Origin of the sequence: Mesorhizobium sp. M1348, assembly GCF_040317925.1 — a bacterium.
Lineage (GTDB): Bacteria > Pseudomonadota > Alphaproteobacteria > Rhizobiales > Rhizobiaceae > Mesorhizobium.
Window position 1 is genome coordinate 197282 of record NZ_JAMYLH010000002.1, and the last position, 22903, is coordinate 220184.

General features: G+C 61.8%; 20 protein-coding genes, 2 tRNA genes and 1 pseudogene. 8 read left to right on the forward strand and 15 right to left on the reverse strand.

Annotated features, from left to right (window positions below):
- Nucleotides 1-271 precede the first annotated feature (271 nt).
- Nucleotides 272-1465: an aq_1923 C-terminal domain gene (locus NKH13_RS05045; protein ID WP_352714880.1), complete on the forward strand. Its 1194-nt coding sequence runs from the start codon at nucleotides 272-274 to the stop codon at nucleotides 1463-1465.
- An 81-nt stretch (nucleotides 1466-1546) separates the two neighbouring features.
- Here NKH13_RS05045 and aspS read toward each other — a convergent pair whose 3' ends face one another.
- The 4 genes from aspS to NKH13_RS05065 form a co-directional block, all read right to left on the reverse strand.
- On the reverse strand, nucleotides 1547-3337 hold the full coding sequence (gene aspS / locus NKH13_RS05050; protein ID WP_352715234.1) for an aspartate--tRNA ligase: 1791 nt from the start codon (nucleotides 3335-3337) through the stop codon (nucleotides 1547-1549).
- Between the two features lie 215 nt (nucleotides 3338-3552).
- Nucleotides 3553-4377 (reverse strand): carbohydrate ABC transporter permease, encoded by an 825-nt coding sequence (locus NKH13_RS05055; RefSeq protein WP_352911599.1) that lies wholly within the window; start codon nucleotides 4375-4377, stop codon nucleotides 3553-3555.
- 19 nt (nucleotides 4378-4396) lie between these two features.
- Nucleotides 4397-5269 (reverse strand): carbohydrate ABC transporter permease, encoded by an 873-nt coding sequence (locus NKH13_RS05060; protein ID WP_352715237.1) that lies wholly within the window; start codon nucleotides 5267-5269, stop codon nucleotides 4397-4399.
- A 68-nt stretch (nucleotides 5270-5337) separates the two neighbouring features.
- Nucleotides 5338-6606, reverse strand: coding sequence for an ABC transporter substrate-binding protein (locus NKH13_RS05065; protein WP_352910902.1), 1269 nt, complete (start codon nucleotides 6604-6606; stop codon nucleotides 5338-5340).
- A 394-nt stretch (nucleotides 6607-7000) separates the two neighbouring features.
- Between NKH13_RS05065 and NKH13_RS05070 the strand changes: the two genes are divergently transcribed.
- Together NKH13_RS05070 and rnd are read left to right on the forward strand one after the other, a co-directional pair.
- On the forward strand, nucleotides 7001-8248 hold the full coding sequence (locus tag NKH13_RS05070) for an MFS transporter (RefSeq protein WP_352714884.1): 1248 nt from the start codon (nucleotides 7001-7003) through the stop codon (nucleotides 8246-8248).
- Nucleotides 8249-8321: 73 nt separating this feature from the next.
- A complete protein-coding gene (gene rnd / locus NKH13_RS05075; protein ID WP_352506534.1) occupies nucleotides 8322-9473 on the forward strand; it encodes a ribonuclease D in 1152 nt (383 codons plus the stop codon).
- Between the two features lie 12 nt (nucleotides 9474-9485).
- Here the strand turns inward: rnd and NKH13_RS05080 are convergent, their stop codons facing one another.
- Genes NKH13_RS05080 through guaB form a run of 3 tightly spaced genes read right to left on the reverse strand, consistent with a single transcriptional unit; the run spans nucleotide 9486 to nucleotide 12007 of the window.
- A complete protein-coding gene (locus NKH13_RS05080) occupies nucleotides 9486-9905 on the reverse strand; it encodes an MAPEG family protein (protein WP_352910905.1) in 420 nt (139 codons plus the stop codon).
- 28 nt (nucleotides 9906-9933) lie between these two features.
- The gene (locus tag NKH13_RS05085) at nucleotides 9934-10473 is read right to left on the reverse strand and encodes a hypothetical protein (protein ID WP_352714886.1); all 540 of its coding nucleotides are present in this window, start codon (nucleotides 10471-10473) and stop codon (nucleotides 9934-9936) included.
- A 31-nt stretch (nucleotides 10474-10504) separates the two neighbouring features.
- Nucleotides 10505-12007 carry an IMP dehydrogenase gene (gene guaB / locus NKH13_RS05090; RefSeq protein ID WP_352910907.1) on the reverse strand — a complete coding sequence of 501 codons (1503 nt, stop codon included), beginning with the start codon at nucleotides 12005-12007 and terminating at the stop codon, nucleotides 10505-10507.
- 294 nt (nucleotides 12008-12301) lie between these two features.
- Here guaB and NKH13_RS05095 point away from each other — a divergent pair, with 294 nt between their 5' ends.
- Nucleotides 12302-13723: an MFS transporter gene (locus NKH13_RS05095; RefSeq protein WP_352910909.1), complete on the forward strand. Its 1422-nt coding sequence runs from the start codon at nucleotides 12302-12304 to the stop codon at nucleotides 13721-13723.
- A gap of 240 nt (nucleotides 13724-13963) precedes the next feature.
- Here NKH13_RS05095 and NKH13_RS05100 read toward each other — a convergent pair whose 3' ends face one another.
- Both NKH13_RS05100 and NKH13_RS05105 read right to left on the reverse strand, forming a co-directional pair.
- On the reverse strand, nucleotides 13964-14659 hold the full coding sequence (locus tag NKH13_RS05100; protein WP_352714891.1) for an RlmE family RNA methyltransferase: 696 nt from the start codon (nucleotides 14657-14659) through the stop codon (nucleotides 13964-13966).
- Nucleotides 14656-16083, reverse strand: coding sequence for a Ppx/GppA phosphatase family protein (locus NKH13_RS05105; protein ID WP_352714893.1), 1428 nt, complete (start codon nucleotides 16081-16083; stop codon nucleotides 14656-14658). Before NKH13_RS05105 ends, NKH13_RS05100 begins: the two co-directional genes overlap by 4 nt.
- Before the next feature lie 290 nt (nucleotides 16084-16373).
- Between NKH13_RS05105 and NKH13_RS05110 the strand changes: the two genes are divergently transcribed.
- Nucleotides 16374-17306 (forward strand): putative bifunctional lysylphosphatidylglycerol flippase/synthetase, encoded by a 933-nt coding sequence (locus NKH13_RS05110; RefSeq protein ID WP_352714895.1) that lies wholly within the window; start codon nucleotides 16374-16376, stop codon nucleotides 17304-17306.
- A gap of 119 nt (nucleotides 17307-17425) precedes the next feature.
- Nucleotides 17426-17499 (forward strand) — tRNA-Gln (locus NKH13_RS05115).
- Nucleotides 17500-17652: 153 nt separating this feature from the next.
- On the opposite strand, the gene NKH13_RS05120 is transcribed toward NKH13_RS05115, so the two are convergent.
- A complete protein-coding gene (locus NKH13_RS05120; RefSeq protein WP_352910914.1) occupies nucleotides 17653-17934 on the reverse strand; it encodes a hypothetical protein in 282 nt (93 codons plus the stop codon).
- A gap of 324 nt (nucleotides 17935-18258) precedes the next feature.
- Complete coding sequence (locus NKH13_RS05125; RefSeq protein WP_143744454.1) at nucleotides 18259-18648, reverse strand: hypothetical protein; 390 nt, start codon at nucleotides 18646-18648, stop codon at nucleotides 18259-18261.
- Between the two features lie 124 nt (nucleotides 18649-18772).
- Between NKH13_RS05125 and NKH13_RS05130 the strand changes: the two genes are divergently transcribed.
- Nucleotides 18773-18835, forward strand: a tRNA-Ser gene (locus tag NKH13_RS05130).
- Nucleotides 18836-19630: 795 nt separating this feature from the next.
- Here the strand turns inward: NKH13_RS05130 and NKH13_RS05135 are convergent.
- The 3 genes from NKH13_RS05135 to NKH13_RS05145 form a co-directional block, all read right to left on the reverse strand.
- Entirely contained in the window at nucleotides 19631-19981 is a 351-nt protein-coding gene (locus NKH13_RS05135) for an SH3 domain-containing protein (RefSeq protein WP_352910917.1), read from the reverse strand.
- 113 nt (nucleotides 19982-20094) lie between these two features.
- Nucleotides 20095-20352 carry a hypothetical protein gene (locus tag NKH13_RS05140; RefSeq protein ID WP_352910920.1) on the reverse strand — a complete coding sequence of 86 codons (258 nt, stop codon included), beginning with the start codon at nucleotides 20350-20352 and terminating at the stop codon, nucleotides 20095-20097.
- Nucleotides 20349-20927 (reverse strand): hypothetical protein, encoded by a 579-nt coding sequence (locus NKH13_RS05145; protein WP_352910923.1) that lies wholly within the window; start codon nucleotides 20925-20927, stop codon nucleotides 20349-20351. Before NKH13_RS05145 ends, NKH13_RS05140 begins: the two co-directional genes overlap by 4 nt.
- A 128-nt stretch (nucleotides 20928-21055) precedes the next feature.
- Between NKH13_RS05145 and NKH13_RS05150 the strand changes: the two genes are divergently transcribed.
- Nucleotides 21056-21349: a helix-turn-helix domain-containing protein gene (locus tag NKH13_RS05150; RefSeq protein WP_352910926.1), complete on the forward strand. Its 294-nt coding sequence runs from the start codon at nucleotides 21056-21058 to the stop codon at nucleotides 21347-21349.
- A gap of 269 nt (nucleotides 21350-21618) precedes the next feature.
- On the opposite strand, the pseudogene NKH13_RS05155 reads toward NKH13_RS05150, so the two are convergent.
- Nucleotides 21619-22298: pseudogene (locus tag NKH13_RS05155) on the reverse strand (redoxin family protein).
- Nucleotides 22299-22903: the final 605 nt, after the last annotated feature.

Here is a 22903-nt window from a genome sequence, read left to right on the forward strand (position 1 = left end):
GGTTTGTTTTGATGCATGTCGTAATCGCAAAACCGCTGCACACTTTTGCGCGACATCCATTATGAAACAGGAATTGGAAGCGTCACGACGCCGGCCAACATCAACCCGTTACATCCTGCTTCTATCGCAAGCCTGATGGATCGGGTTTGCCTTTGGCCGCGATTTTCGATCATTGTGCCGAGGCACGCCTTTTTCCGGTCCAGTTCGTCACCGAATGGTGACGACGCGACGATTCGAAAAGAATTTCAGGACACTCTCAGGGGAGCTCTCGATGACGATCAGACACTCGACACTTATTAAAAGACTGGCTTTTTCGACCTTTTTGCTGACGCTGCCGCTGAACGCGGCCCTAGCGCAGGATACCGCGGTCGCCGACCGGCTGAAGGCTGCCCTCGCCGCCCAAGGCGTCGACCTCTCCTGGACCGGAGTAACCGGCGACACCTCCAGCATGGTTCTGCAAGGCGTAGCGGTCAAGCCGGCGGCCGAAAAGGAGGCGCTCAAGATCGGCGACGTCAAGCTCGAAGGCGTGACCGAAGCCAATGGCGGCTATCAAATCGCGACCGTATCGACGTCGCCGTTCGAACACAGCGAAGATGGCGTCACGCTCAATCTCAGCCCCTTCGTCATCCACGACATGACGGTTCCGGCCGAAGGCGCAACCGGTCCGCTGGGCTCGCTGATGATGTACAAATCGGCCGAGCTCGACAACATGACAGTCAAAGTGGCTGACAAGACCGCTTTCTCGATGGACGGGCTTGCCATCGCAATCACGCCGCCGGCCGACGGCAAGGCCTTGGCGTTTTCCGGCACCACGGAAAAATTCGCTGCCGACCTGACACTGGTCGAAGATCCGAAGTCCAAGGAAGTCATCAACGCGCTCGGCTACCAGAACATATCAGGCAATCTTGAGATGGAAGGCACCTGGCAGCCTACCGACGGCAGGATGGACTTGTCGAAATACGAAATATCCGTCGACAATGCCGGCACGCTCGGCATGACCTTCGATCTCGGCGGCTACACGCTGGACGTCATCAAATCACTGCAGGAGATGCAGAAGAAGATGGCAGCGCAGCCCGAAGGCGCGGACAATTCCGCTCAAGGCATGGCCATGCTCGGGCTACTGCAGCAGCTTTCGTTCAACAGCGCCTCGATCCGCTTCGACGACGATTCGCTGACCAAAAAGGTGCTCGATTATGCCGGCAAGCAGCAAGGCATGTCCGGCAAGGACATCGCCAACCAGGCCAAGGCGATCGTGCCATTCGGCATGGCGCAGCTCAACAATCCGGAACTGACGGCGCAGGTTTCGGCCGCGGTCAACAAGTTCCTCGACGATCCGCAAAGCATCGAGGTCTCGGCCGAGCCGTCGGCAGCGGTGCCGTTCGCGCTGATCATGGCGGGCGCCATGTCCAACCCGCTCGACCTGCCGAAAACGCTCGGCGTGACGGTTACGGCGAACGAAGATTGATAGAGACAGGCTTCAAGCAAAAAGCCCGGCAGCGCTGCCGGGCTTTTTTATGAATCAATAGCACCCGGTTCGGAGCGTTTCCTAAACCTCTTTCTTCGTCGCCACCACGCGCAGCGACAATTCGCGAAGCTGCTGCGGGCTGGCTTCCGACGGCGCGTTCATCAACAGGTCGTAGGCCTGCTGGTTCATCGGAAACATGGTCACTTCGCGCAGGTTCCTTGCGCCGACCAGAAGCATGACGACACGGTCGATGCCGGCCGCCATGCCGCCATGCGGCGGGGCGCCATACTGGAAGGCGCGGTAAAGGCCGCCGAAGCGTTCCTCGACTGTTGCGCGGTCCAGCCCGACGGTTTCGAACGCCTTGACCATGGTTTCGGGCAGATGGTTGCGGATGCCGCCTGAGGCGATCTCGAAACCGTTGCAGACCATGTCGTACTGGAACGCCTTGATGCCGAGCAGATCCTCGCCGTTAAGCGCATCGATGCCACCTTGCGGCATCGAGAACGGATTGTGCGCGAAGTCGATCTTCTTCTCCTCCTCGTTCCATTCGAAGAACGGGAAGTCGACGATCCAGCACAATTCGAAGCGGTCGCGGTCGACAAGATTGAGCTCCTCGCCGGCGCGGCTGCGCGCCGCTCCCGCGAAGGAGACGAATTTCTTCGGGTCGCCGGCGACGAAGAAGGCGGCATCGCCATCGGCAAGGCCGAGTTGTTGGCGGATCGCCTCGGTGCGCTCCTCGCCGATGTTCTTGGCCAGCGGCCCGGCGCCTTCAAGCTTCTCGCCCTCCTTGCGCCAGAAGATGTAGCCCAGCCCTGGCTGGCCCTCGCCTTGCGCCCATGAGTTCATGCGGTCGCAGAAGGCGCGAGACCCGCCGGTTTTCGCTGGAATTGCCCAGACCTCGGCCTTCGGATCGTTGGCAAGGATGTTGGCGAATACCTTGAAGCCGGAATCGCGAAAATTATCCGAGACGGCCTGCATCTCGATCGGGTTGCGCAGATCCGGCTTGTCGGTGCCGTATTTGCGCATGGCGACATCATAGGCGATGCGCGGAAACTTCTGCGTCACCGGCTTGCCGGCGGCAAAGGTCTCGAACACCCCCCGCATCACCGGCTCCATGGTGGTGAACACGTCCTCCTGCTCGACGAAGCTCATCTCCACGTCGAGCTGATAGAATTCACCCGGCAGACGGTCGGCGCGCGGATCCTCGTCGCGGAAGCACGGCGCAATCTGGAAGTAGCGGTCGAAGCCGGACACCATGATCAGCTGCTTGTACTGCTGCGGTGCCTGCGGCAGCGCGTAGAACGTGCCGGGGTGAATGCGCGACGGCACCAGAAAGTCGCGCGCCCCTTCCGGCGACGAGGCGGTCAAGATCGGCGTCGAGAATTCGGTGAAGCCGACCTCGCCCATCAGCTTGCGCATCTCGGCGATGATTTTCGTCCGCGCGACGATATTCTTGTGCAGCGTGTCGCGGCGCAGATCGAGGAAGCGGTATTTGAGGCGGATGTCCTCCGGATAGTCCGGCTCGCCGAAGACCGGCAGTGGCAATTCCTTGGCCGCCGACAGCACCTCGATCTCGCGCGCAAAAATCTCGATCTCGCCGGTCGGCAAATTAGGGTTAACAGTGTCGGCGAGGCGCGCCTTGACCTCGCCGTCGACGCGGACGACCCATTCGCCGCGCAAGGTCTCGGCAATCTTGAAGGCCGGCGAATCCGGATCGGCGACGATCTGCGTCAGGCCGTAGTGGTCGCGCAAATCGATGAACAGCAAGCCGCCATGGTCGCGCACGCGATGCACCCAGCCCGACAGGCGAACGGAGGAACCGACGTCGGCCTTCCTCAACTGGGCACAGGTATGGCTGCGGTAACGATGCATTGTCATTCTTAAAGTCCGGATGTTGGGTTGCGGCCGAGGCATGATGGCCCAGCCTGAAAATTTGCGCGAAAAGCACATGAGAGGGTGCATTTGTCAAGGCAAGCGGCGCACGGGTCGATTTCGCGTTTCTTCCCGCCCCTGCCCCACCAGCATCAATTTATCCCAGAGGCCTCAATCCTAATTCGCTGCTCTGTGCGGCAGTTCAACTATCCACCTTATCCCTTGACCCCGCCCGCCGTGAGGCCGGAGACGATCTTGCGCTGGAAGATGAGGACGAGGATGACGAGCGGCACGGTGACGATCACCGATGCGGCCATGATGTTGCCCCACGGGATCTCGAACTGCGAGTTGCCGGAGAGCAGCGCGATCGCGACCGGCACGGTTCGCTGCTCGTTGCTGGAGGTAAACGTCAGAGCGAACAGGAACTCGTTCCACGCACCGATGAACGCGAGAAGCCCGGTGGTCGCCAGCGCCGGCCACATCAGCGGCAGGAAGACGCGGCTGATGATGATCCAGGGCGTGGCGCCATCGAGGATCGCCGCTTCCTCCAGCTCGATCGGCAGGTCGCGAACGAAGGCGGTGAGCACCCAGACGGTGAACGGCAAGGTGAAGATCATGTAGGACAAGATCAGCGCGAACGGCGAATTGTAGAGGCCGAAGGTGCGGATCAGCTCGAAAAGACCGGCAAGCACCGCCAATTGCGGGAACATCGAGACGGACAGGATAATGAGGAGCAGAGCCGAGCGGCCTCTGAAGCGGATGCGCGCCAGCGCATAGGCGGCGGTGACGCCGAGGAACAGCGAAATGACGACAACGGCGCTCGAGATGAACAGCGAGTTCACGAGGTTGCGCAGGAAGGTCCCCTCGGTGAAAACGGTCCGGTAATTGCTGAAGGTAATCGTCGTCGGCCAATAGTCGATCTGGAAGAGCGCCGTCCCCGATTTCAGGCTGGTGATGATGGCGTAGTAGAACGGGAACACCGCGACGACGACGATGACGGCGACGAGGAGGTAGAAAGCCGCGCGCTTGACGATCCACATGGTCAGTAGTCCCACATGATCAATAGTCCTTGTCCAGTCTTATCCGGCCGAGCCAGAGAACGAGCATGGTCAGCAGAGCTAGGATGAGGAAGAGCAGCGTCGAGGCGGCGGAACCGTAGGCGAACTTGTCGAACTCAAACAGGCTCTCGCGGGCAAACACCGACATCGACTTGGTGTGTATGTTGTTTGGCGTGAGCACGTAGATCAGATCGAAGATGCGCAAGGCATCGAGACCGCGAAAGATCATGGCCACCATCAACGCCGGTCGGATGAGCGGCAAGGTGATCTTCCAGAAAATTCTCCACGCGCCGACGCCGTCGAGCTTGGCGACCTCGTAGATTTCCTGTGGAAGCATCTGGAGACCGGCGAGAATGAGAAGCGCCATGAAAGGGGTCGCTTTCCAGATGTCGACAACGAGGACGGCGACCATCGCCGTGTCGGCGCTGGCCGCCCAGGCGATTTTTGTGCTGATCAGGCCAAGCTTGAGCAGGACGTCGTTGATGATGCCGAACTGGTCGTTGAGCATCCACTGCCACATTTTCGCCGAGACGATCGTCGGGATCGCCCAAGGGATGAGGATCGCGGCGCGCACGATGCCACGGCCGCGAAACTTGGTGTTGAGCACCAACGCGACGATCATGCCGAGCACCGTCTCGCAGGTCACCGAAATCACCGCGAAGCGCACCGTGTTCCAGACAGCGCGCCACCAGACCGGATCGGCGAGCAGCCCGTCATAGATGACGCGGCCGCTCGGCATTTGCAGGACGGAGAAATAGTTGGCGAAGCCAACCCAGCGGCGGGCTTCGAGGTCGGCGAGCGAGGCATCCGTGAACCCGAAATAGATCGTGCGCATCAACGGCCAGCCGGCAACGGCGGCAAGCACGATGAGCATCGGGGCAAGCAGCAGCCATGCCGAGCGCGCACGCTGACGCGCCAGCAGCGAGCCTGAGCGCGGCGAGGTCACCAGGCGGTGCCTTTGAGTCTGGTCAAGGAGAACTCCAGATCGGCAAGGTTGTCCGCAGCCGTGCCCTCGCCGGAAATGGTGTTGTGGACGGCGGTCCAGAACTCGCTCGATGCCTCATTGTACCTGCTCTTGGCCTGGGCCGAGGGACGCGGCACCGCGTTGAGGACGACTTCCTTCCAGCGCGGAATCACCGGCTGGGCGCTGGCGATGTCGGCATCGTCATAGAGTGCCTCGATGGTCGGCAGATATGCCCCCTTCAAGGCGCGGTACTTCTGCATCTGAGGCGAGGCGATCCATTTGACCAGCTCGATCGCTGCATCCGGGTTCTTCGAATATTTGGAAACCGCGAGATTCCAGCCGCCAAGCGTTGCTGCCGGGCGGGCGCCCTCACCCGACCCCGGCGGCAGCGTCGTCACCTCGAACTTGGCTTTGATGGGTGAGCTTTCGCTGTTGCCAAGCGCGTAGGCGTAGGGCCAGTTGCGCATGAAGACGGCGTTGCCGGTCTGCCAGACACCGCGCGACTCTTCTTCCTGGTAGGCCAGAACGCCGGGCGGTGAGATGGTTCCCACCCAGCTCCTCGCCATTTCCAGCGCCGCGGCTGCTTGCGGATTGTTGATGGAGATCGTGCCGTCCGGCTCGATAACCTGGCCGCCGCCGTTCGACTTCACCCATTCGAGTGCATCGCAGGTCAGCCCCTCGTAGGCGTTGCCCTGGAAAAGGAAGCCCCACATGTCCTTGTTGCCGGCCTCGCGCTCCTTGTCCATGACACGCTTGGCGGTGTCGGCAAGCTCGGCCCAGCTGGCCGGCACCCTGGCGCCGTATTTGTCGAGGAGATCCCTGCGGTAGTAGAGCGCCGGAGCGTCGGTGAAGATCGGCAACGCGACGAGCTTGCCGTCCACGGTCTGCGATTTGATGATCGATGGGAAATGGGCGCCAACGACATCCTTGGTCGCTTCGGTCAGGTCGATGAACTGCCTTGCAAGCTGGGGGGCCCAGATGATGTCTGTTTGATAGACGTCGACGTCGCTGCTTCCGGCAGCGAGCCAGAGCCGGTATTGGCCAAACTGGTCCGTCGCCGAGGGCGGCAGCGGAACGACGCTAACCTTGTTGCCGGTCTTCTTCTCGTACTGATCGAGGATCTCGCGAAGGATTCTCTGGCCGTTGCCGGTGTCGCCGGACACCATCGCGAGGTCGACAGCCCGCGCCGGCCCGGCCGCCAGAACTGCGGCCACGGCAAATGCAGCAAATGCGGGATGAAATTTCATGATGGCGGACCTCCCTTTGGAGCTTCAGGCCGGGCAGCAGAAACGGACGTCGATGCCCGACACCGTCTCCGCACACCGGCAGCTCACAAGACGCGTATTCGCCCACCAGCACTGAACTACAAAGATACGCCTTGGTTCCCAACACGGAGCGTCGGGCGCCACGCGGCAGCGCAAGCTCCCACGTCGGTAGTGGACCTAAAGCGCGTCGCGTTCGATCGGCCTCATGCGACGCGGTTTAGGTTCTTGTTTTTATGCATGTCGTTATCGCAAAACCGCTGCACACTTTTGCGCGACATGCATTAAGGCCCCCCGGCTGGCCCCAACGCCACCGGGAATTGCCGCTGGCATTGGCGAAGGCGATGGTTCAAGAAGGATCAACGACAGGCATTCCTTCATGTCCTCCATCCGCCCGCTGATCCCGCTCCTGATCGCCGCCGGCATCCTGCTCGGCGGCAACGGCCTGCAGAGCACCTTGATTGCGCTGCGTGGTGCGCAGGAGGGTTTTCCCGCTTCCTCGATCGGCCTGATGGGCACGTTCTATTTCGCCGGCTTCCTGCTCGGCTGCCTTGCCGTGACCCGCATCATGAAGTCCGTTGGCCATGTGCGCGCCTTTTCGGCACTCGCGGCGATCGCCTCGGCGGGAACGCTGCTTCTGGTGCTGGTCATCGATCCGGTGATGTGGTGCGCCGTGCGCTTTGCCGGCGGGTTCTGCTTTGCCGGCCTGTTCACCATCATGGAAGCCTGGCTGAATTCCGGCGTCACCAACACCGACCGGGCGCGGGTGCTTGCCATCTACCGCATGGTCGACATCGGCTCGGTGACGGGCGCCCAGTTCCTGATCCCGATCTTCGGCGCCGGCGGCTTTGCCATCTTCGCCATCATGTCGATGATGATCACCGTTTCGCTGGTGCCGGTTTCGCTCGGCGACCGCTCCAATCCGACGCCGCCGGAAGACGTCAAGCTCGATTTGGCGCGCGTCTGGCGGATTTCACCGCTCGGCTGCTTCGGCTGCATCGCCGTCGGCGTCACAAACAGCGCCTTCCGCACCCTGTCGCCGGTCTATGCCGAGCAGATCGGCATGTCGGTCGCCGACGTCGTCACCTTTGTCAGCGTCGGCATTTTTGGCGGCGCCATCATCCAATACCCGCTTGGCTATCTCTCCGACCGCTGGGACCGGCGCTCGGTCCTGCTGATGACGACGTGCTGTGCGATGGTGGCGGCACTGGCGCTGGCGTTCGTGGCAGGCGGCAGTCCGTTCCTCAACTTCCTGCTCGTCTTCATCTTCGGCTGCTTCGCCATGCCGCTCTATTCGCTGTCGGCCGCGCATTCCAACGACCGCGCCGACAAGGGCGAGTTCGTGCTGATCAATGCAGCCTTGATGCTGTTTTATTCCTTTGGCGCCATCGGCGGGCCGTTCGCCGCCTCGACGGTGATGCAATTTTTCGGGCCGAGCGCGCTGTTCGTGTTCAGCGCCACCGTCTATGCGATCTTCGTGGCCGTCATCCTTTACCGGATGCAGGCGCGCTCCGCCGTGCCGGCCAGCCATCGCAGCCGTTTTACGGCGCTGTTGCGCACGTCTACGGTTTTTGCCCGGTTGGCGAAGCGGAATGCTGATCCCGATGAACCCGTAAAGCCCCGATAGAGGTGCTTGCGCTTGACGAAAGCGCGCGCGGCTGAAATTGAAAGAGACCCTATCCCTTGCCAAAAGCGATTTGATGCACGTCATCACCACCCAGAAAGAACTCGAGACCGTTATTGCCGCTTTCGAAAAGGCGGAGTTCGTCACCGTCGATACCGAATTCATTCGCGAAACGACCTTCTGGCCGATCCTGTGCCTGATCCAGATGGCAGCGCCCGGGGTGACGGCGCTGATTGATCCGCTGTCGCCCGACATCGACCTGAAACCGTTCTTCAGGCTGATGGCCAATGAGGCGATCGTCAAAGTCTTCCATGCGGCGCGGCAGGACATCGAAATCATTGTGCATCTCGGCGATCTGGTGCCGCATCCGGTGTTCGACACCCAGGTCGCGGCGATGGTCTGCGGCTTCGGCGACAGCGTCTCCTACGACCAGCTGGTGCAGCGCATCACCGGCGCGAGGCTCGACAAGTCCTCGCGCTTCACCGACTGGCGCCACCGTCCGCTGTCCGAAAAGCAGCTCGACTACGCGCTCGCCGACGTCACCCACCTGATCGAGGTCTACAAGCATCTCAGCGCCGAGCTGGTGCGGGAAAACCGCGCCCACTGGCTGAACGAGGAGATGGACGTGCTGACCTCGCGCGAGACCTACGATCCGCATCCCGAGGATGCCTGGAAGCGGCTCAAGATGCGGCTGCGCAAGCCGCAGGAACTGGCGATCGTCCAGGCGGTGGCCGCCTGGCGCGAACGCGAAGCGCGCGAGCGCGACGTGCCGCGCGGCCGGGTGCTCAAGGACGATGCGATCTACGAAGTAGCGCAGCAGGCGCCGCGCGACGCTGCGGCGCTGAGCAAGCTGCGCACCACGCCGAAGGGCTGGGAGCGCTCGTCGACGGCTACGGCACTGCTTGGAGCAGTAAACGCTGCGCTCGCCCTGCCCAGGGAAGAGATGCCGAAGCTGCCGAAGAGCTTCCAGCCGCCAGAGGGGTCGAGCGCCGCGGCGGAGTTGCTGAAGGTGCTGCTGCGGATCGTTGCCGAAAAGGAAGGCGTCGCATCCAAGGTACTCGCCTCCAGTGACGACATCGACCGCATCGCTGCCGAGGGCGAGGAAGCCGACGTGCCTGCATTGCAAGGTTGGCGGCGTGCCGTTTTCGGCGAGGCCGCGCTCAAGCTGGTGCGCGGCGAACTCGCCATCAGGTTCGACAAGCGCAAGATTGCAGTGTTCGATTTGTAGCCTTGAGCTTGCTCAGACCAAGCCGAGCAGATGCAGCGCCAGCCATATCCAGCCAAGTGCGAGAACTACCGCGCCCAGGTAGAATGCCCTGCTGCGCAGGAGTAGCCGATTGCTGGTCAAGTGGACCGATGCGTGAAGATAGCGGGAGACGACAAAGATCCACATCAGTGCCAAGGTCAGATAATTGACGCCATTGGTCACGTGCAGGGTCAAGCATAAGACGTAGAAGAGCACCGGCAGTTCGAACTGGTTACTCAGATTGTTGGCGACGCTGATGCTGGAACCAGGCTCCGTCGAGCGCGTCTTGAACTGGCCGGTCTTGGCTTCGCCCGATCTGACCGCACCATAACGGCGCCGGCCCATTACGAAATAGACGATATAGACCAGCAGCACCTGCGCCAGCATCGGCCAGAAGATCGCGGTCTGGTTCAAGACGCCCCCTGTCGTTGTCACCCAGCCTTCAAGGCCGTTTCTGAGCCATCAGAGTGAAAGCCGCAATGACGGTCACCGGTATCGCCAGTAGGGCGAATTTGGTGACGATCAGCGCCGAGGCGAAGGATAGCGAATCCGGATTGGCTGACAGGAAATCGGACAATAGACGAGCCACGGCGATGTTCTGGGCATAGTCGGCAAGCGTGTAGGGCAGCACCAGCACGGCTGCGAATATCGCCTGGGTTTGCGCAGGCAGTGCACGGAAGTTTTTCAGCCGCCTGCCCGTGGCCAGGATCAGGCTGACCATCGTCAGCGATAGCAGCGCCGGAAAAAGCAGGTCGAAGGTCAGGTAATGCCAGACGAGAATAATCTCGCTGCCGCGCCGGCCGAGGGCCGTTAGCCAGGCCATGCCCTCATCCGGAGTGAAACCGGCATAGCGCATGTCGAGCGACGGCAGACCGCCGCTCAATTGGCGAAAATAGAGGAACTCCATCGCCGTCATGATGATGAAAACCGCCACGGTGGCGACACACAGTGCGGCCGCGTGGCGCGACAGCCGCAGGATCATTGCCGCCAGATTGCGCCAAGACGCATGACGGTCAGGCTCCGCCAGGATAATTCGGGCTTTCGCGGGTAATCGTGACGTCATGGGCGTGGCTTTCACGAAGTCCGGCATTGGATATCCGCACAAAAGTGGCGCGCTCGCGGAAATCGGCAAGGTCGCGGCCACCGACATAACCCATAGCGGCTTTCAGGCCGCCTGCAAGCTGGTGCAGCACGCCAGACACAGGTCCTTTGTACGGCACCTGCCCTTCGATGCCTTCCGGGACCAGTTTCAGCGTGTCGCGCACCTCGGCCTGGAAGTAGCGATCGGCGGAGCCGCGCGCCATCGCGCCGACCGAGCCCATGCCGCGATAGGCTTTGAAGGAGCGGCCCTGATGCAGATAGACCTCGCCCGGGCTCTCGTCGGTGCCGGCCAGCAGCGAACCGATCATCGCCGCGCTGGCCCCGGCGGCCAGCGCCTTGGCGAGATCGCCCGAATATTTGATGCCGCCATCGGCAATGACCGAGACGCCCGATTTCTGCGCCGTCTCGACCGCCGACATGATCGCCGAGAGCTGCGGCACGCCGACGCCGGCGACGATGCGGGTGGTGCAGATGGAACCCGGCCCGATGCCGACCTTGACTGCGTCGGCGCCGGCATCGATCAGCGCCAGCGTGCCTTCTGACGTGGCGACGTTGCCGGCCAGGATGCGAACCGAGTTGGAGAGTTTTTTGGCCCGCGTCACCGCATCCAGGACGCGCTGCGAATGACCGTGCGCGGTGTCGATCACCAGAAGGTCGACGCCGGCCTCGATGAGGCGCTCGGCCCGTTCGAAACCGTCATCGCCGACGCTGGTGGCGGCGGCGGCCCGCAAGCGTCCCTGCGCATCCTTGGTGGCGTGCGGGTTGAGCTGCGACTTCTCGATGTCCTTGACCGTGATCAGCCCAACGCAATTGCCGTCCCGGTCGACCACAACAAGCTTCTCGATGCGGTGCTGATGGAGCAGTCGCTTGGCCTCGTCCTGATCGACGTTCTCCTTGACCGTGATCAGGTTCTCGCGGGTCATCAGCTCATAGACCTTTTGCGCCGGGTCGGAGGCGAAGCGGACGTCGCGGTTGGTCAGGATGCCGACCAGCCGGCCCACCGTGTGGCCGCCGCTGCCGCCGTTCTCGACCACCGGAATGCCCGAGATGCTGTAGGTGCGCATCAGACCCAGCGCATCTGCAAGCGTCGCCTCGGGACCGATGGTGACGGGGTTGACCACCATGCCGGATTCGAATTTCTTCACTTGCCGCACCTGCTCGGCCTGTTCGGCCGGCGAGAAATTGCGGTGGATGACGCCGATGCCGCCGGCCTGGGCCATGGCGATGGCAAGCCTTGCCTCGGTGACCGTGTCCATGGCGGCCGACAGGATCGGCACGTTGAGGTCGATGTCGCCGGCGATGCGGGTGCGGATGTCGGTCTCGCCGGGCATGACCTCGGAATGACCCGGCTGCAGCAGCACGTCGTCAAAAGTCAGCGCCAATGCGCCGGTGGACGTCTCGATGATTTTTGCCATGGCCAGCCCTCGGAATGCAGGAAAGGCGCTCGCCCTGATGGACAGCGCCGACTCGTCTTCTTCCCTTTCAGGATTGGCGCTGGCTCGTAACACGTCCCGTCGCCGTTGAAAAGCCGATGGTTGTGTAGTGGCAAAGCTGCATTTGCCCCAGGTGCTGCAAGACTTGCGGTCGCACAAACGTGACAGCAATTTAATGCGACATCCGGGCCAAGGCATGATAACCGCCCTACGTGTCGGTTTGGCCCTCAAGGCCGGCAAGCAAGCGGCGACGCACATTTCAAGGCCGGATCCATCGTGAACCGCACCATTCCGCTTATTCTGGCGGTCGCTCTATTCATGGAGAACATGGATTCGACCGTCATTGCGACATCGTTGCCGGCGATCGCCATCGACATCCACACCAGCCCGATCGCGCTCAAGCTGGCGCTGACCGCCTATCTGGTATCGCTGGCGATCTTCATTCCGATCAGCGGCTGGATGGCCGACCGCTTTGGCGCCAAGAATGTCTTCCGTGCCGCGATCGCCGTGTTCATCGCCGGTTCGGTCGCGTGCGCCATGTCCAATTCGCTGCCGGCTTTCGTGGTGTCACGCTTCCTGCAAGGCATTGGCGGCGCCATGATGACGCCGGTCGGACGCCTGGTGCTGGTACGCGCGACGCCGAAAAGCGAACTCGTCGCCGCCATGTCATGGCTGACCGTCCCGGCTCTGGTCGGCCCGCTGGTCGGCCCGCCGGTCGGCGGCTTCATCACGACCTATTTTTCCTGGCACTGGATTTTTCTGATCAACGTGCCGATCGGGCTGATCGGCATCTGGCTGGCCACGCGTTTCCTGCCAAAGACCGACCCTGCCGAGACACCGCCACTCGATTTCATCGGTTTTGTGCTGAGCGGGCTGGCGGCATCGGGCATTGTGTTCGGCCTGTCGGTGGTCAGCCTGCCGGCTCTGCCGCCCGCTGCCGGCTTTTTCACCGTAGCCGTCGGGCTGGCGTCGGCGGTGCTTTATCTGCTGCACGCGCGCCGCGCCAAGAATCCGCTGCTGGCGCTCGAGCTGTTTCGCAATCGGGTGTTCCGCTCGTCGGTGCTCGGCGGCGGATTGTTCCGCATTGGCATTGGTGCCGTACCTTTCCTGTTGCCGCTGATGTTCCAGATCGGTTTCGGGCTGACGCCGTTCCAGTCCGGCATGATCACCTTTGTCTCGGCGATCGGCGCCATAGGCATGAAATTCGTCACCGCGCTGATCTTCAGGGTCGCCGGCTTCCGCCGTGTGCTGATTTCAGGCTCGCTCATCGCTGCCGCGTCCATCGCCATCAACGGCCTGTTCACACCCGATACGCCCTATGGGCTGATCCTCGCCATGCTGCTCGCCGGGGGCTTCATCCGCTCGATGTTCTTCACCGGCATCAATGCGCTTGCCTACGCCGAGATTTCGGCCGCCGACACCAGCAAGGCGACGCCGATCACGGCGGTGTTCCAGCAGTTGGCGATCGCGCTCGGCGTGGCGCTGGCCGGCGGCATCCTGGAAGTGTCGACCAAGATCCATGGCGGCCCACTGACGCTGAGCGACTTCCACACCGCCTTCTTCATCGTGGCGGCGGTGTCGGCGGCGGCCTCGCTGTCGTTCATGCGGCTGGCGCCGGACGCCGGCAATGCCGTATCGGGACATGGCCGACTGACGCCGCCGAAGACCCTGGAGCCGGTGAGCCCGCCGGGGAGTTGAGGGGGCGGAGCGGTACAGAACGGAGCAATGCAGAACCGTAGCGATCCTTCCCACCCCCCTCTGTCCTACCGGACATCTCCCCCGCAAGGGGGGAGATCGGTTGTGCTACCGCTTTCGCCAATGTTCAACGTTGCAGGATTAGACGGCGCGCCGAAGCTGCCAATCTCCCCCCTCGTGGGGGAGATGTCCGGCAGGACAGAGGGGGGTGCTGTCCCTCCAGCGTCAACAAGCTGAGGCAGCTTAACCCTTAAAATCCTTCGCCAACAAATAGAGCTCCACCGACTCATCGCGCGAGGCCGGCGGCTTGACGTGATGGACCGAGCGGAAATTCCGCTTCAGCCTGGCCAGCAATTCGTTCTCGGCGCCGCCCTGAAACGTCTTGGCGAGGAAATGTCCGCCCGGCTTCAATACCGACAGCGCGAAATCGGCCGCCACCTCGCACAAATGCATGGTGCGGATGTGGTCGGTCCGCTTGTGGCCGGTGGTGGGTGCGGCCATGTCGGAGAGCACGATGTCCGGCGGCCCGCCCAGCGTCTCGGCCAGCTTCTGCGGCGCCTGGGGATCGAGGAAATCCATCAGCAGCACCGGCGCGCCCGGCACCGCGTCCATCTCGAGGTAATCGATGCCGACGACGTTCGGGTGTTCCGCCGTAGATTTCGTACGTGCGGCGGCGACCTGGCACCAGCCGCCGGGTGCCGCACCAAGGTCAATCACCTTCATGCCGGGCTTGAGCAAATGGTGCTTGTCGTCGATCTCGATCAGCTTATAGGCGGCGCGCGAGCGATAGCCATCGGCCTTCGAGCGCTGGACATAGGGATCGTTGATGTGGCGCTGCAGCCAGCGGCGCGACGATTCCTTCAGCCCGCTTTTCTTCTTGATCTTCGTCTTCAGCACGCGAATGCCGGCCGAACTCGGTCTTTCCGGTTTCTTCGTCATTGCCGGCCACGCCCACTGTTGCGCCAGACGCCGTCATCGGCCATCAATTCGCTCAATATTCCCTCGCGCAGGCCACGGTCGGCGACACGCAGCCGCTCCGACGGCCAGACGGCGCGGATCGCCTCCAATATGGCGCAGCCGGCCAGAACCAGGTCGGCGCGGTCGGCGCCGATGCAAGGGTTGGCGACGCGCTGTTGGAAATCCCAGCCGACCAGTTTTTCGACCATGCGATCAACGCTGTCGCGATTCATCCACAGCCCGTCGACGCGGCGGCGGTCGTAGCGTTCGAGATCGAGGTGGACGCCGGCCAGCGTCGTCACCGTGCCCGACGTGCCGAGCAAATGGAATTTCGGGCTGGACAGGAGGTGGCTCAGCCGGTCGCGCCCGTCGAAGGCGCGCAGCCGCATTGCGACATCCTCGACCATGGCGCCAAAGATCTCGCGCGTCACCGCGCGGCCGCCGAAACGCTCCGCCAGCGAGACGACGCCGACCGGCAGCGAGGTCCACGACACGATATGGTTGGCAAGCCTTGGCGAGCGCTGACCGGTGAGGTCGATCAGCGCGATTTCGGACGAGCCGCCGCCGATGTCGAACAGCACGACGCCTTGCGTGTCGCGCTCGACCAGCGAGCCGCAGCCCGACACTGCCAGCCGCGCCTCGGTCTGGCGGTCGATGATTTCGAGCTTCAGGCCGGCCTCGCGCTCGACGCGCTCGAGGAACTCGACGCCGTTGGCGGCGGTGCGGCAGGCCTCGGTGGCGATCAGCCTGGCCTTCCTGACCTTGCGGTTACGCAATTTGTCACCGCAGATCTTCAGCGCCTCGACAGCGCGGTCCATTGCAGCCTCGCCGAGCCGGCCATTGGCGGTAAGGCCCTCGCCCAGCCTGACGATGCGCGAGAAGGCATCGATGACGCGGAACTGGCCATGACGCGTCGGCACCGCGACCAGCAGGCGACAATTGTTGGTGCCGAGATCTAGCGCGGCAAAGACCGGCAATTCCTGCAGCGGCGGCGGCGTGCGGGCACCTTGCCCCGGCCTTGGCGAGGCTGGAGGCAATTGCGCGATTGAAGCCGATTGCGCGATCGAGGACTGGGGCGCGATCGAAGCCGCTGGCTGGGGCTGGCGAGCGGCCGGGGCATCGCCGGCGGCTGGCACCGAAGTGCCTGATATCACCGGACGAGCCTCGTCGCGTGCGAAAACCTTGCGCCCGCGCCGCCGCTTGCGCCGCTTCTTGGGTTTGCCGTTCTGATGAGGGCCGTTCTGACCCTTGTGATCGTGGGACGTGTCGCCAGCCTGTCCATTGCCGGACCGGGGCTGCGCCTGACGGCCGTAGCGTCCGGCGGATGGGCTTGCCTGGCCGGGCGGCGGCGAACCCCTGGACACGCCCACTTCCGGCGCGCCAGCGCCGGCGTCGTGGTCTTCCACTGTCGTTCCTTCCGGCGCCGCGCGAACCGAGACCGGACGCAGCAGGCGCTTTTACATGTTCAAGTTGCGGCCAGACTATCAGCGCCGGGCCGGATCACCAAGAGTGCTCGCGGCGAATTTTGCCGGCGGCGTTGTCTCGCCCCTGCCCTCGGCGGATGATGGCGCGCCTTCCCGGTTGAATAGCCGGCTTCAATGAGGCATTTCTGAAATGAACCATTCGGGAGCGCCGGCGATTTTCCTGCTGCGAACCGGAAAAACGGGTACGGGCTGCAACGCATGATCGTCACGCCATGAACTGGAGGCGTTATTTCTGGCCCGTCATCGGCATCGCCGCGGTGGTGTTCTCGCTGTGGCTGCTGCTGCACGAATTGCGCGGCATTTCGCTCGACGACGTCTGGGACGGCATCGTCGCCATCCCGGCGCGCGGCTGGATGCTGGCGGCGCTGAGCTCGGTCATCGCCTATGCCTCGCTCGCCGGCTACGACCACATAGCGCTGCTGCACATCGGCAGACGAGTCTCGTGGCTGTTCGTCACCTTCTGCTCGTTCACCACCTACGCGCTGTCGCACAATATCGGCGGATCGGTATTTTCCGGTGCGGTGATCCGCTACCGCGCCTACGGCACCAAGGGCCTGACCGGCCAGGATGTCGGCATTCTGGTGGCGATCTGCTGGATCACCTTCGTGCTGTCGACGCTGTTCGTCTCAAGCATCGTCCTGCTGCTCGAGCCTGAGGTGATCGACCGGTTTTCCGGCACGCCGCACCACAAGCTGTCGCAAGCGGCAGGGCTCGCCATGCTGCTCTTGGTGGCGGCCTATGTCTTCGGCAGCTGGCTGCATCTGAGGCCGCTGAGGATCGGCAGCTTCCAGTTGCACTACCCGGCGCTGCCGATCGTAGCACGGCAATTGCTGGTCGGCCCGATCGAGCTGCTGGCGGCGGCGGCGATCATCTTCTTCGCCCTGCCCGCCACCGGCAATCCCGGCTATTTCGTCGTGCTCGGCGTGTTCCTGGTGTCGTTCTCGATCGCGCAGATCTCGCATGCGCCGGGCGGGCTCGGCGTCTTCGAGGTGGTGTTCCTCGCCGGCTTGTCACATATGGACCAGGTCGGCGTGCTGGCGGCGCTCCTGGTATTCCGGCTGTTCTACCTGATCATCCCGCTGCTGATCGCGCTCGGCGTGGTGCTGTATTTCGAGCGCTCGCAATTCAGCCGTAGCGCGAATTGACGCGCCGGAAGCCGACGATTGAGCCCAGACACAGGGTTGACTATTTTCCGGCGGCGGCTACAAGGCACGCGCGGCGACATCGTCGCCCTGCCCGCGTGGTTTTCAACAGCCGCGCCTGCTGGGGAATAGGTTAACGGTAGACCCACGGACTCTGACTCCGTTAGTCCTGGTTCGAATCCAGGTTCCCCAGCCAAAAACTTCATGAATGAAAACAATCGGTTACGCAGCACCATCGCGACCGGTGCGTGTTGCATGGGTTTTCACGTCCTGTAGCGCTCAACCCCTTGCTTTCCGGGCCTGTCTCGGTCCGTCCCTTGTTGTCATTGCAACATGACTGCAACACGGATCAGCCCATTTGTTCCCGCCATGTTCGCAGCGAAGAAAGCCCGCAACTGTGAGGCAGCGGGCTTGTTTGATTCGCAGTTGAGGGATTTAGGCGCTCGCCTTTCTGTGCCTTGGCGTCGGCCATCGCCTTATCGATACACGCGCCAGCCGCCTCGTTCAGGCGTTCGGCGAGGTCGCGGGCGATCATGGGCAGCGCGCTTATTTGGTCCGCCAAAGCGACCCTCTTCCCGTCGCGTTCGAACTCCTGTTCCGTGGTCTGGTCGTAGAGCACTTCGAGACCCAAAGCTGTCATTCCGCCCGAACGTGTCGTAGTTTCTAATGGCTCTGCCGATGGGAGGGGTCATGTCCGAGCGCCCGATTGCCGATGGAGGCCGCCAGCTACATCGCAGACGCACTCGTTATGAGCGATAACTTTGAATGGAGTGACGATGCAGTGGCCGAGGCTCTATTCTTCCTCTCCGATGAGAGCCGACCGCAAACGGCCTTTTGAGCAAACCGCAGAGAGGCAGAAGGCACTGTCAAGTCAACTACTTGGACGGATGGCCAAACGGTGTGAAAGCCACGTGTGCTGTGAGTAGGACATCAATTCGTGCCAGTCGTTTTGCGGTCATTGTCCTATTCTCAACACCACTTTGCGCCCGTCGGAAAGGGTTCCCGTTCCTGTGCCAACCGGGGGTTGTCTGCTGGTCAGCGAGAACACGAATCGGGTTGAGAGTTGCCCGCAAACCATCGTTCCTTCTCCACGCGAGAAGGTAAGATTGGCAGTGGTCGTGCCTCGGCATTCGACCCCAGTGTTGGTCTGTCCGCGAATAGTACCGCGCCGTGTAATACTGTTGACGAAAGCCGTCCCGGAAAAGGAGAGCGTCCCATCAACAGTCTGACCGGAGACTGGTGCGGTGATGGTGAGCAGATTTTGCGCCTGCGCGTAGCCGGCAGCGTCTGCGACACCACAGGCAATCAACATTGTCGCCAAGATTCCCCGGAAAGTACGGTGCATATGGACGGTTCCTTTGAGACCGCTCCTGCGAGGCTAAAGCAAATCCGCCTTCAAATCCGCAAATGCCGTTGAAAGAAATTGCAGACTGCTGCAGCGCCTTGCGAGCGTTCGGCATTAGGCATGAACGGTAGTGGTTTTCTGCCCTTTCACGGCGGTAACAGGGGTTCGATTCCCCTTGGGCGTACCAGCAAAATCAAGCACTTAGCCGAATTTCGGGTCGATACGTCGAATGTGCACCGAATAAACGCCCGCGAATTTCCGTGAACAGCTTCGGGGTGAGCGCCCGGCGGATACCCTAGAGAAGGTCGTGCGACTGTAGCCGTAGGGGAATGGCGCTGGCCTGTGTCGAGGATAGTAGCGCCTCCATATTAGGAATCGCTATGGTTGTGTTACGCTACGTAACGAGATAGACAGATTCGACAACCGGCACCCTATTTCCTCAAAGATAACAACGGGTTAGTTCGCAAAATGGCCACCCAACCGGCACCCCTTGGACAGCTCGTTTTAGATATTGGGATTGAAGTTCAGCGTGACGTGAACGGCATTGAGATGGGCGTGCTCGAAAACGGCATCCCCTTTCTCGTCAAAGGCCGCTCTCATAAAAAGCCCGCCACCGTGAGGCAGCGGGCGCTAGTTCGGGAGGAGTCGGGCGTCCCCTTTGCCCGTGTGAACAACGGTACGCCTCGCTTAGCTGGATAATAAGCTCGCGCCGGTTGAAGTGCTGCATATTCAAGCTGCGTGACTTTTCTGCCACAAGCTAAAGAAGGCCCGCCACCAGAGGCAGCGGGCTGGACGAGGAACATTCCCGCTTAACATATGTTATACGGGGGTATGGCAAAGCTCCCGCCGCTCCCGCCGCCCTCATCTCGCATCGTGCTTCTCGCGCTCTGCCTCGATCTTGCTTTGCGCAAGCAGCAACAGGCTCAAGCAAACGAGCCAGCCTACCGTTAGGCAGCGGGCTCTGGCCCTCATTTGAGCGTGATTAGATCCAGCGGTCCCGGCGCTGGTCGCTGCCCACAAGAACGAGGCCCACCAGCGAGCCTACAGCCGCACCCAGCATGAAGGCGGCCGAAACCGCGCCAGGATTTTCTTGAACGACACCGGAGGCCGTAGACGCCCTGTTCCGAAGTGCCTGCGTTGTCCGAGACACGCTATTAGCCGCGCCCTCATACCAACCAGTGGCTTCCTCGACCACCTCTTCAGCGCGATCCGCGAGCGTCCGATTGATCTTGCTGATCTCGCGCTTCAGCTGCGCAACCTGCTTCTCCAAGGCTTCCTGAGCTTCCCGCTGACTCACGGTCGGCTTTGCGGCTTCGTTTGGGTCGTCGGCCATTGTGATCTCCCTTTGGGGTGGGGCTCAACGGCCGCCCGAGCGTATGGTTCCTCAGCAACAAAAAAGGCCGCCACCGTGAGCCAGCGGGCTTCAAGTGTCCGAAGGGCAATTGATCAGGCTTTGGTATCTGCCTGTCTCGTTTTTGCCAGCTCCAGGGCATTAAGCGATGCTCCGGTCATCTGTCCCACCATCCGCAACAACCTCACGATGTCGCCAGCGGCTTCGTTGACAAGAGCGTCTTGGCCCAGCTCGGGAATTTGCTCCATCGCCAGTTCGCAAACGCGGACTATCGCGCATGCATCATAGCCGCGATCGATATCAGCCTCGGTGATTAGACCCTGATCCGACGCGACAGGTGCAGCGGCGTTCATAAGACGCCCCCTTTCCCGGCGATACGCGCAATGTCTTCCATGATGAATTCGAAGTCCTCCCCGTCGTATTCCAAGACGCGATGCACCCGCACCTTGGCGGCAAGGTCATCAAGCGTCTCGGCCGGATGGCGTAGGAGCGCGTCGGCCGCGTCCGCAGTGCGGTGTGTGGCGTCGGAATATGCTTTATCGAGCTTGCCAAAGCCCGTCTTGCGGCGAGCAGCAGCATCGGCCTTCTTATACGCGCGCATTGCTTCGACATGTTCGACGCTGGCGCGGCTCGGCGGCATCTTTGCGAGATCAGCGACAGCGGTTTTGCGAAGCGTTTCGACTTCCTCCGCGGTCATCTCGCCCATGACGGGTCGCTTACCCCTGACAGCCATATAACGTAGCTCGGCCGCATTCAGCGCCGGCTCCAAGGAGCGGAGCGTTGCCCATTCGGCATGGAATGCGGCTTCGAGTTCGGCAACCTGGCTGGTAGGTGCGGCGACAGATGGCTTCGTAGCCATTGCAGTTGCGGCGAGCGCGAGCCCCGCCCCGGTCAGATTGAGCAGGCGGCGGCGGTTGATTGCGGGCATGCCTTCGGCGGCTGCCCGAACAGTGGTGTTCGGCATGGTGTTGCTCCTAGAGCGTGATTGATGTAACATCATGCAAAATACATGACATCAGCATCAAGTCAATACATTCTGCATGAAGTTGGAGCCTAATGACGATCACAGCAAGTCAATTGAGGGCAGCGCGCGGCCTGATCGGATGGTCGCAACAGGACCTTTCGGAGAAGGCCGAAGTCGGAAGGGCAACGATCGCAGACTTTGAATCCGGGAAACGCGCGCCTTACGCCACAACACTTGCAAGACTTCAAGAAACGCTGATCACGGCCGGCGTCGAGTTCATCCCCGAGAATGGGGGTGGCGCCGGGGTACGGCTTAAAAAGCCCGCGTCAGCCGCCCCTCACCTGCCCGACGGGGAGGCCGGCATCATCGAAAACAATGACATGTAGGCGCGACTGCGGAGTTGCATCGTTGGTAGTGTGGAATTTTGGCTGTGGCTGGCAACTTGCGGTATGGCGCGCCTGTTGGAACGGCGTGATTGCGGCAAGGAGCGGACGTCGCCCCGCGTCCGCGGGCTGTTGTATCGAAAACGCTACGAAGCCTACGGGGCAGACGTTGGCCCTCTGCGCCCGAGCATCTCAATGATGCCAAAATCCACAGATTCACCACAGGACGGTGGTCGTCGCGCGAGTTTTCAGCAGCCTATTTCAGCAGCTTGTTAATGTGCGACTTGGGAAGCTGCTGACATCAATTCCTCGAGATTCGGCGCCCGGCATACATTTTGGCCCTCCTCTTCAGCTTCCGTGAAGCTCCAGCGCACAAAGCCTTCCTGATCGAGCAGGAACTCGCCGATCAGTGGCATGTGACCGGCGATCATTATCTGCCGGTCGGCCTTCGTAATTTCGTACCCGTCCTTCTTCTCAAGAAGTCGCCCGCCGCAGCCGGGTTCATCGGTTCGGGCAATTCCCCCGGCAGATCGATCCGCATTGTCATGACCAGGTCCATTCCGACCTTGTGCGGCCATTCGGTTTCATTCTCCGTGAACTCGACGATGGGTAACCCCAAGGCGCGGTGTGAAGCGCCCTCCGGGTCGGATGCGCTAAGAAGATCGGGTAGCGGATGGTAACGGAAGTAGAGCCGCGCCCGCTCGACCGGCGTCTTGACCACCGCCAGGCATTCGACGCCTTTCTCACGCAGGGCCGGCTTAAGCTGCGCCATCGCCGCGACATGGCGCCGGCAGAACGGACAGTGCAGGCCTCGAAACAAACCGACCAGTAACGAGCTACGGCCCCGAAAATCATCGAGCGCGATCTTGCCTTCGCGTGAGATCGCATTGAGCACAACATTCGGTGCCCGGTCGCCCGGCTGCAGCGGGCGGTCAACACTACTCGTGGACATGGACAACCTCCTCGCCCCGGGTCAGTCAGGGAAAGCAGCACCCAGCGTTTCGGAGGCGATCAAGTGCTGGGGCGCAAGCTTCCTGTGCCAAGGCAATAGCTTTCGACCTCTGCCATATTGCCGAGGTCGAGATTACGCGCGTTGCAAGCCCATCATAGCACGAAAAAGCATCTGCGGGTCGCCGCCAAATGTGGTCAATGACCTCACGCGAGCGCACTCCCGAATGCTCTTGTGCTGAAGGTCAGGTTCCCGACCTCGTTTTGGACGTTCAAGTCTGCAACGACCAAGGTCGTCAACGGGTCGTGAGCCGATATTCAAATTGAGACATCGTTTCGTCGGTTGACTCGAGCAATGCACCGGCAGCTAATCTCCCGCCAGGGCAAAGAGGGGCCACGAACAGGGAGAAAACGATGGCCGTGCAAAAGGAAGACTATCGAACGAACAGAGCCGACTTTGCCATTGCTGCTATGCATAATCGAGCGACCGCTGAGGACGATCGTGAGGAGCTAATCGCAAGAAAGAAGTCCCTTTGGCTCAGAGATCGGCGATCTGCAATATTGGCTGCGAACCCGTCAGAAAGCACCCCTCAACCGAAGTCCAAACCG

What these genes read in the sequence shown, in the direction of transcription:
- NKH13_RS05045 (WP_352714880.1), top strand. Translation starts at nt 272, where the DNA reads ATGACGATCAGACACTCGACACTTATTAAAAGACTGGCTTTTTCGACC.
- aspS (WP_352715234.1), bottom strand. Translation starts at nt 3,337, where the DNA reads ATGCATCGTTACCGCAGCCATACCTGTGCCCAGTTGAGGAAGGCCGAC.
- NKH13_RS05055 (WP_352911599.1), bottom strand. Translation starts at nt 4,377, where the DNA reads ATGTGGATCGTCAAGCGCGCGGCTTTCTACCTCCTCGTCGCCGTCATC.
- NKH13_RS05060 (WP_352715237.1), bottom strand. Translation starts at nt 5,269, where the DNA reads ATGCTCATCGTGCTTGCCGCCGTTGCCGGCTGGCCGTTGATGCGCACG.
- NKH13_RS05065 (WP_352910902.1), bottom strand. Translation starts at nt 6,606, where the DNA reads ATGAAATTTCATCCCGCATTTGCTGCATTTGCCGTGGCCGCAGTTCTG.
- NKH13_RS05070 (WP_352714884.1), top strand. Translation starts at nt 7,001, where the DNA reads ATGTCCTCCATCCGCCCGCTGATCCCGCTCCTGATCGCCGCCGGCATC.
- rnd (WP_352506534.1), top strand. Translation starts at nt 8,322, where the DNA reads ATGCACGTCATCACCACCCAGAAAGAACTCGAGACCGTTATTGCCGCT.
- NKH13_RS05085 (WP_352714886.1), bottom strand. Translation starts at nt 10,473, where the DNA reads ATGATCCTGCGGCTGTCGCGCCACGCGGCCGCACTGTGTGTCGCCACC.
- guaB (WP_352910907.1), bottom strand. Translation starts at nt 12,007, where the DNA reads ATGGCAAAAATCATCGAGACGTCCACCGGCGCATTGGCGCTGACTTTT.
- NKH13_RS05100 (WP_352714891.1), bottom strand. Translation starts at nt 14,659, where the DNA reads ATGACGAAGAAACCGGAAAGACCGAGTTCGGCCGGCATTCGCGTGCTG.
- NKH13_RS05110 (WP_352714895.1), top strand. Translation starts at nt 16,374, where the DNA reads ATGAACTGGAGGCGTTATTTCTGGCCCGTCATCGGCATCGCCGCGGTG.
- NKH13_RS05125 (WP_143744454.1), bottom strand. Translation starts at nt 18,648, where the DNA reads ATGCACCGTACTTTCCGGGGAATCTTGGCGACAATGTTGATTGCCTGT.
- NKH13_RS05135 (WP_352910917.1), bottom strand. Translation starts at nt 19,981, where the DNA reads ATGGCCGACGACCCAAACGAAGCCGCAAAGCCGACCGTGAGTCAGCGG.
- NKH13_RS05140 (WP_352910920.1), bottom strand. Translation starts at nt 20,352, where the DNA reads ATGAACGCCGCTGCACCTGTCGCGTCGGATCAGGGTCTAATCACCGAG.
- NKH13_RS05145 (WP_352910923.1), bottom strand. Translation starts at nt 20,927, where the DNA reads ATGCCCGCAATCAACCGCCGCCGCCTGCTCAATCTGACCGGGGCGGGG.
- NKH13_RS05150 (WP_352910926.1), top strand. Translation starts at nt 21,056, where the DNA reads ATGACGATCACAGCAAGTCAATTGAGGGCAGCGCGCGGCCTGATCGGA.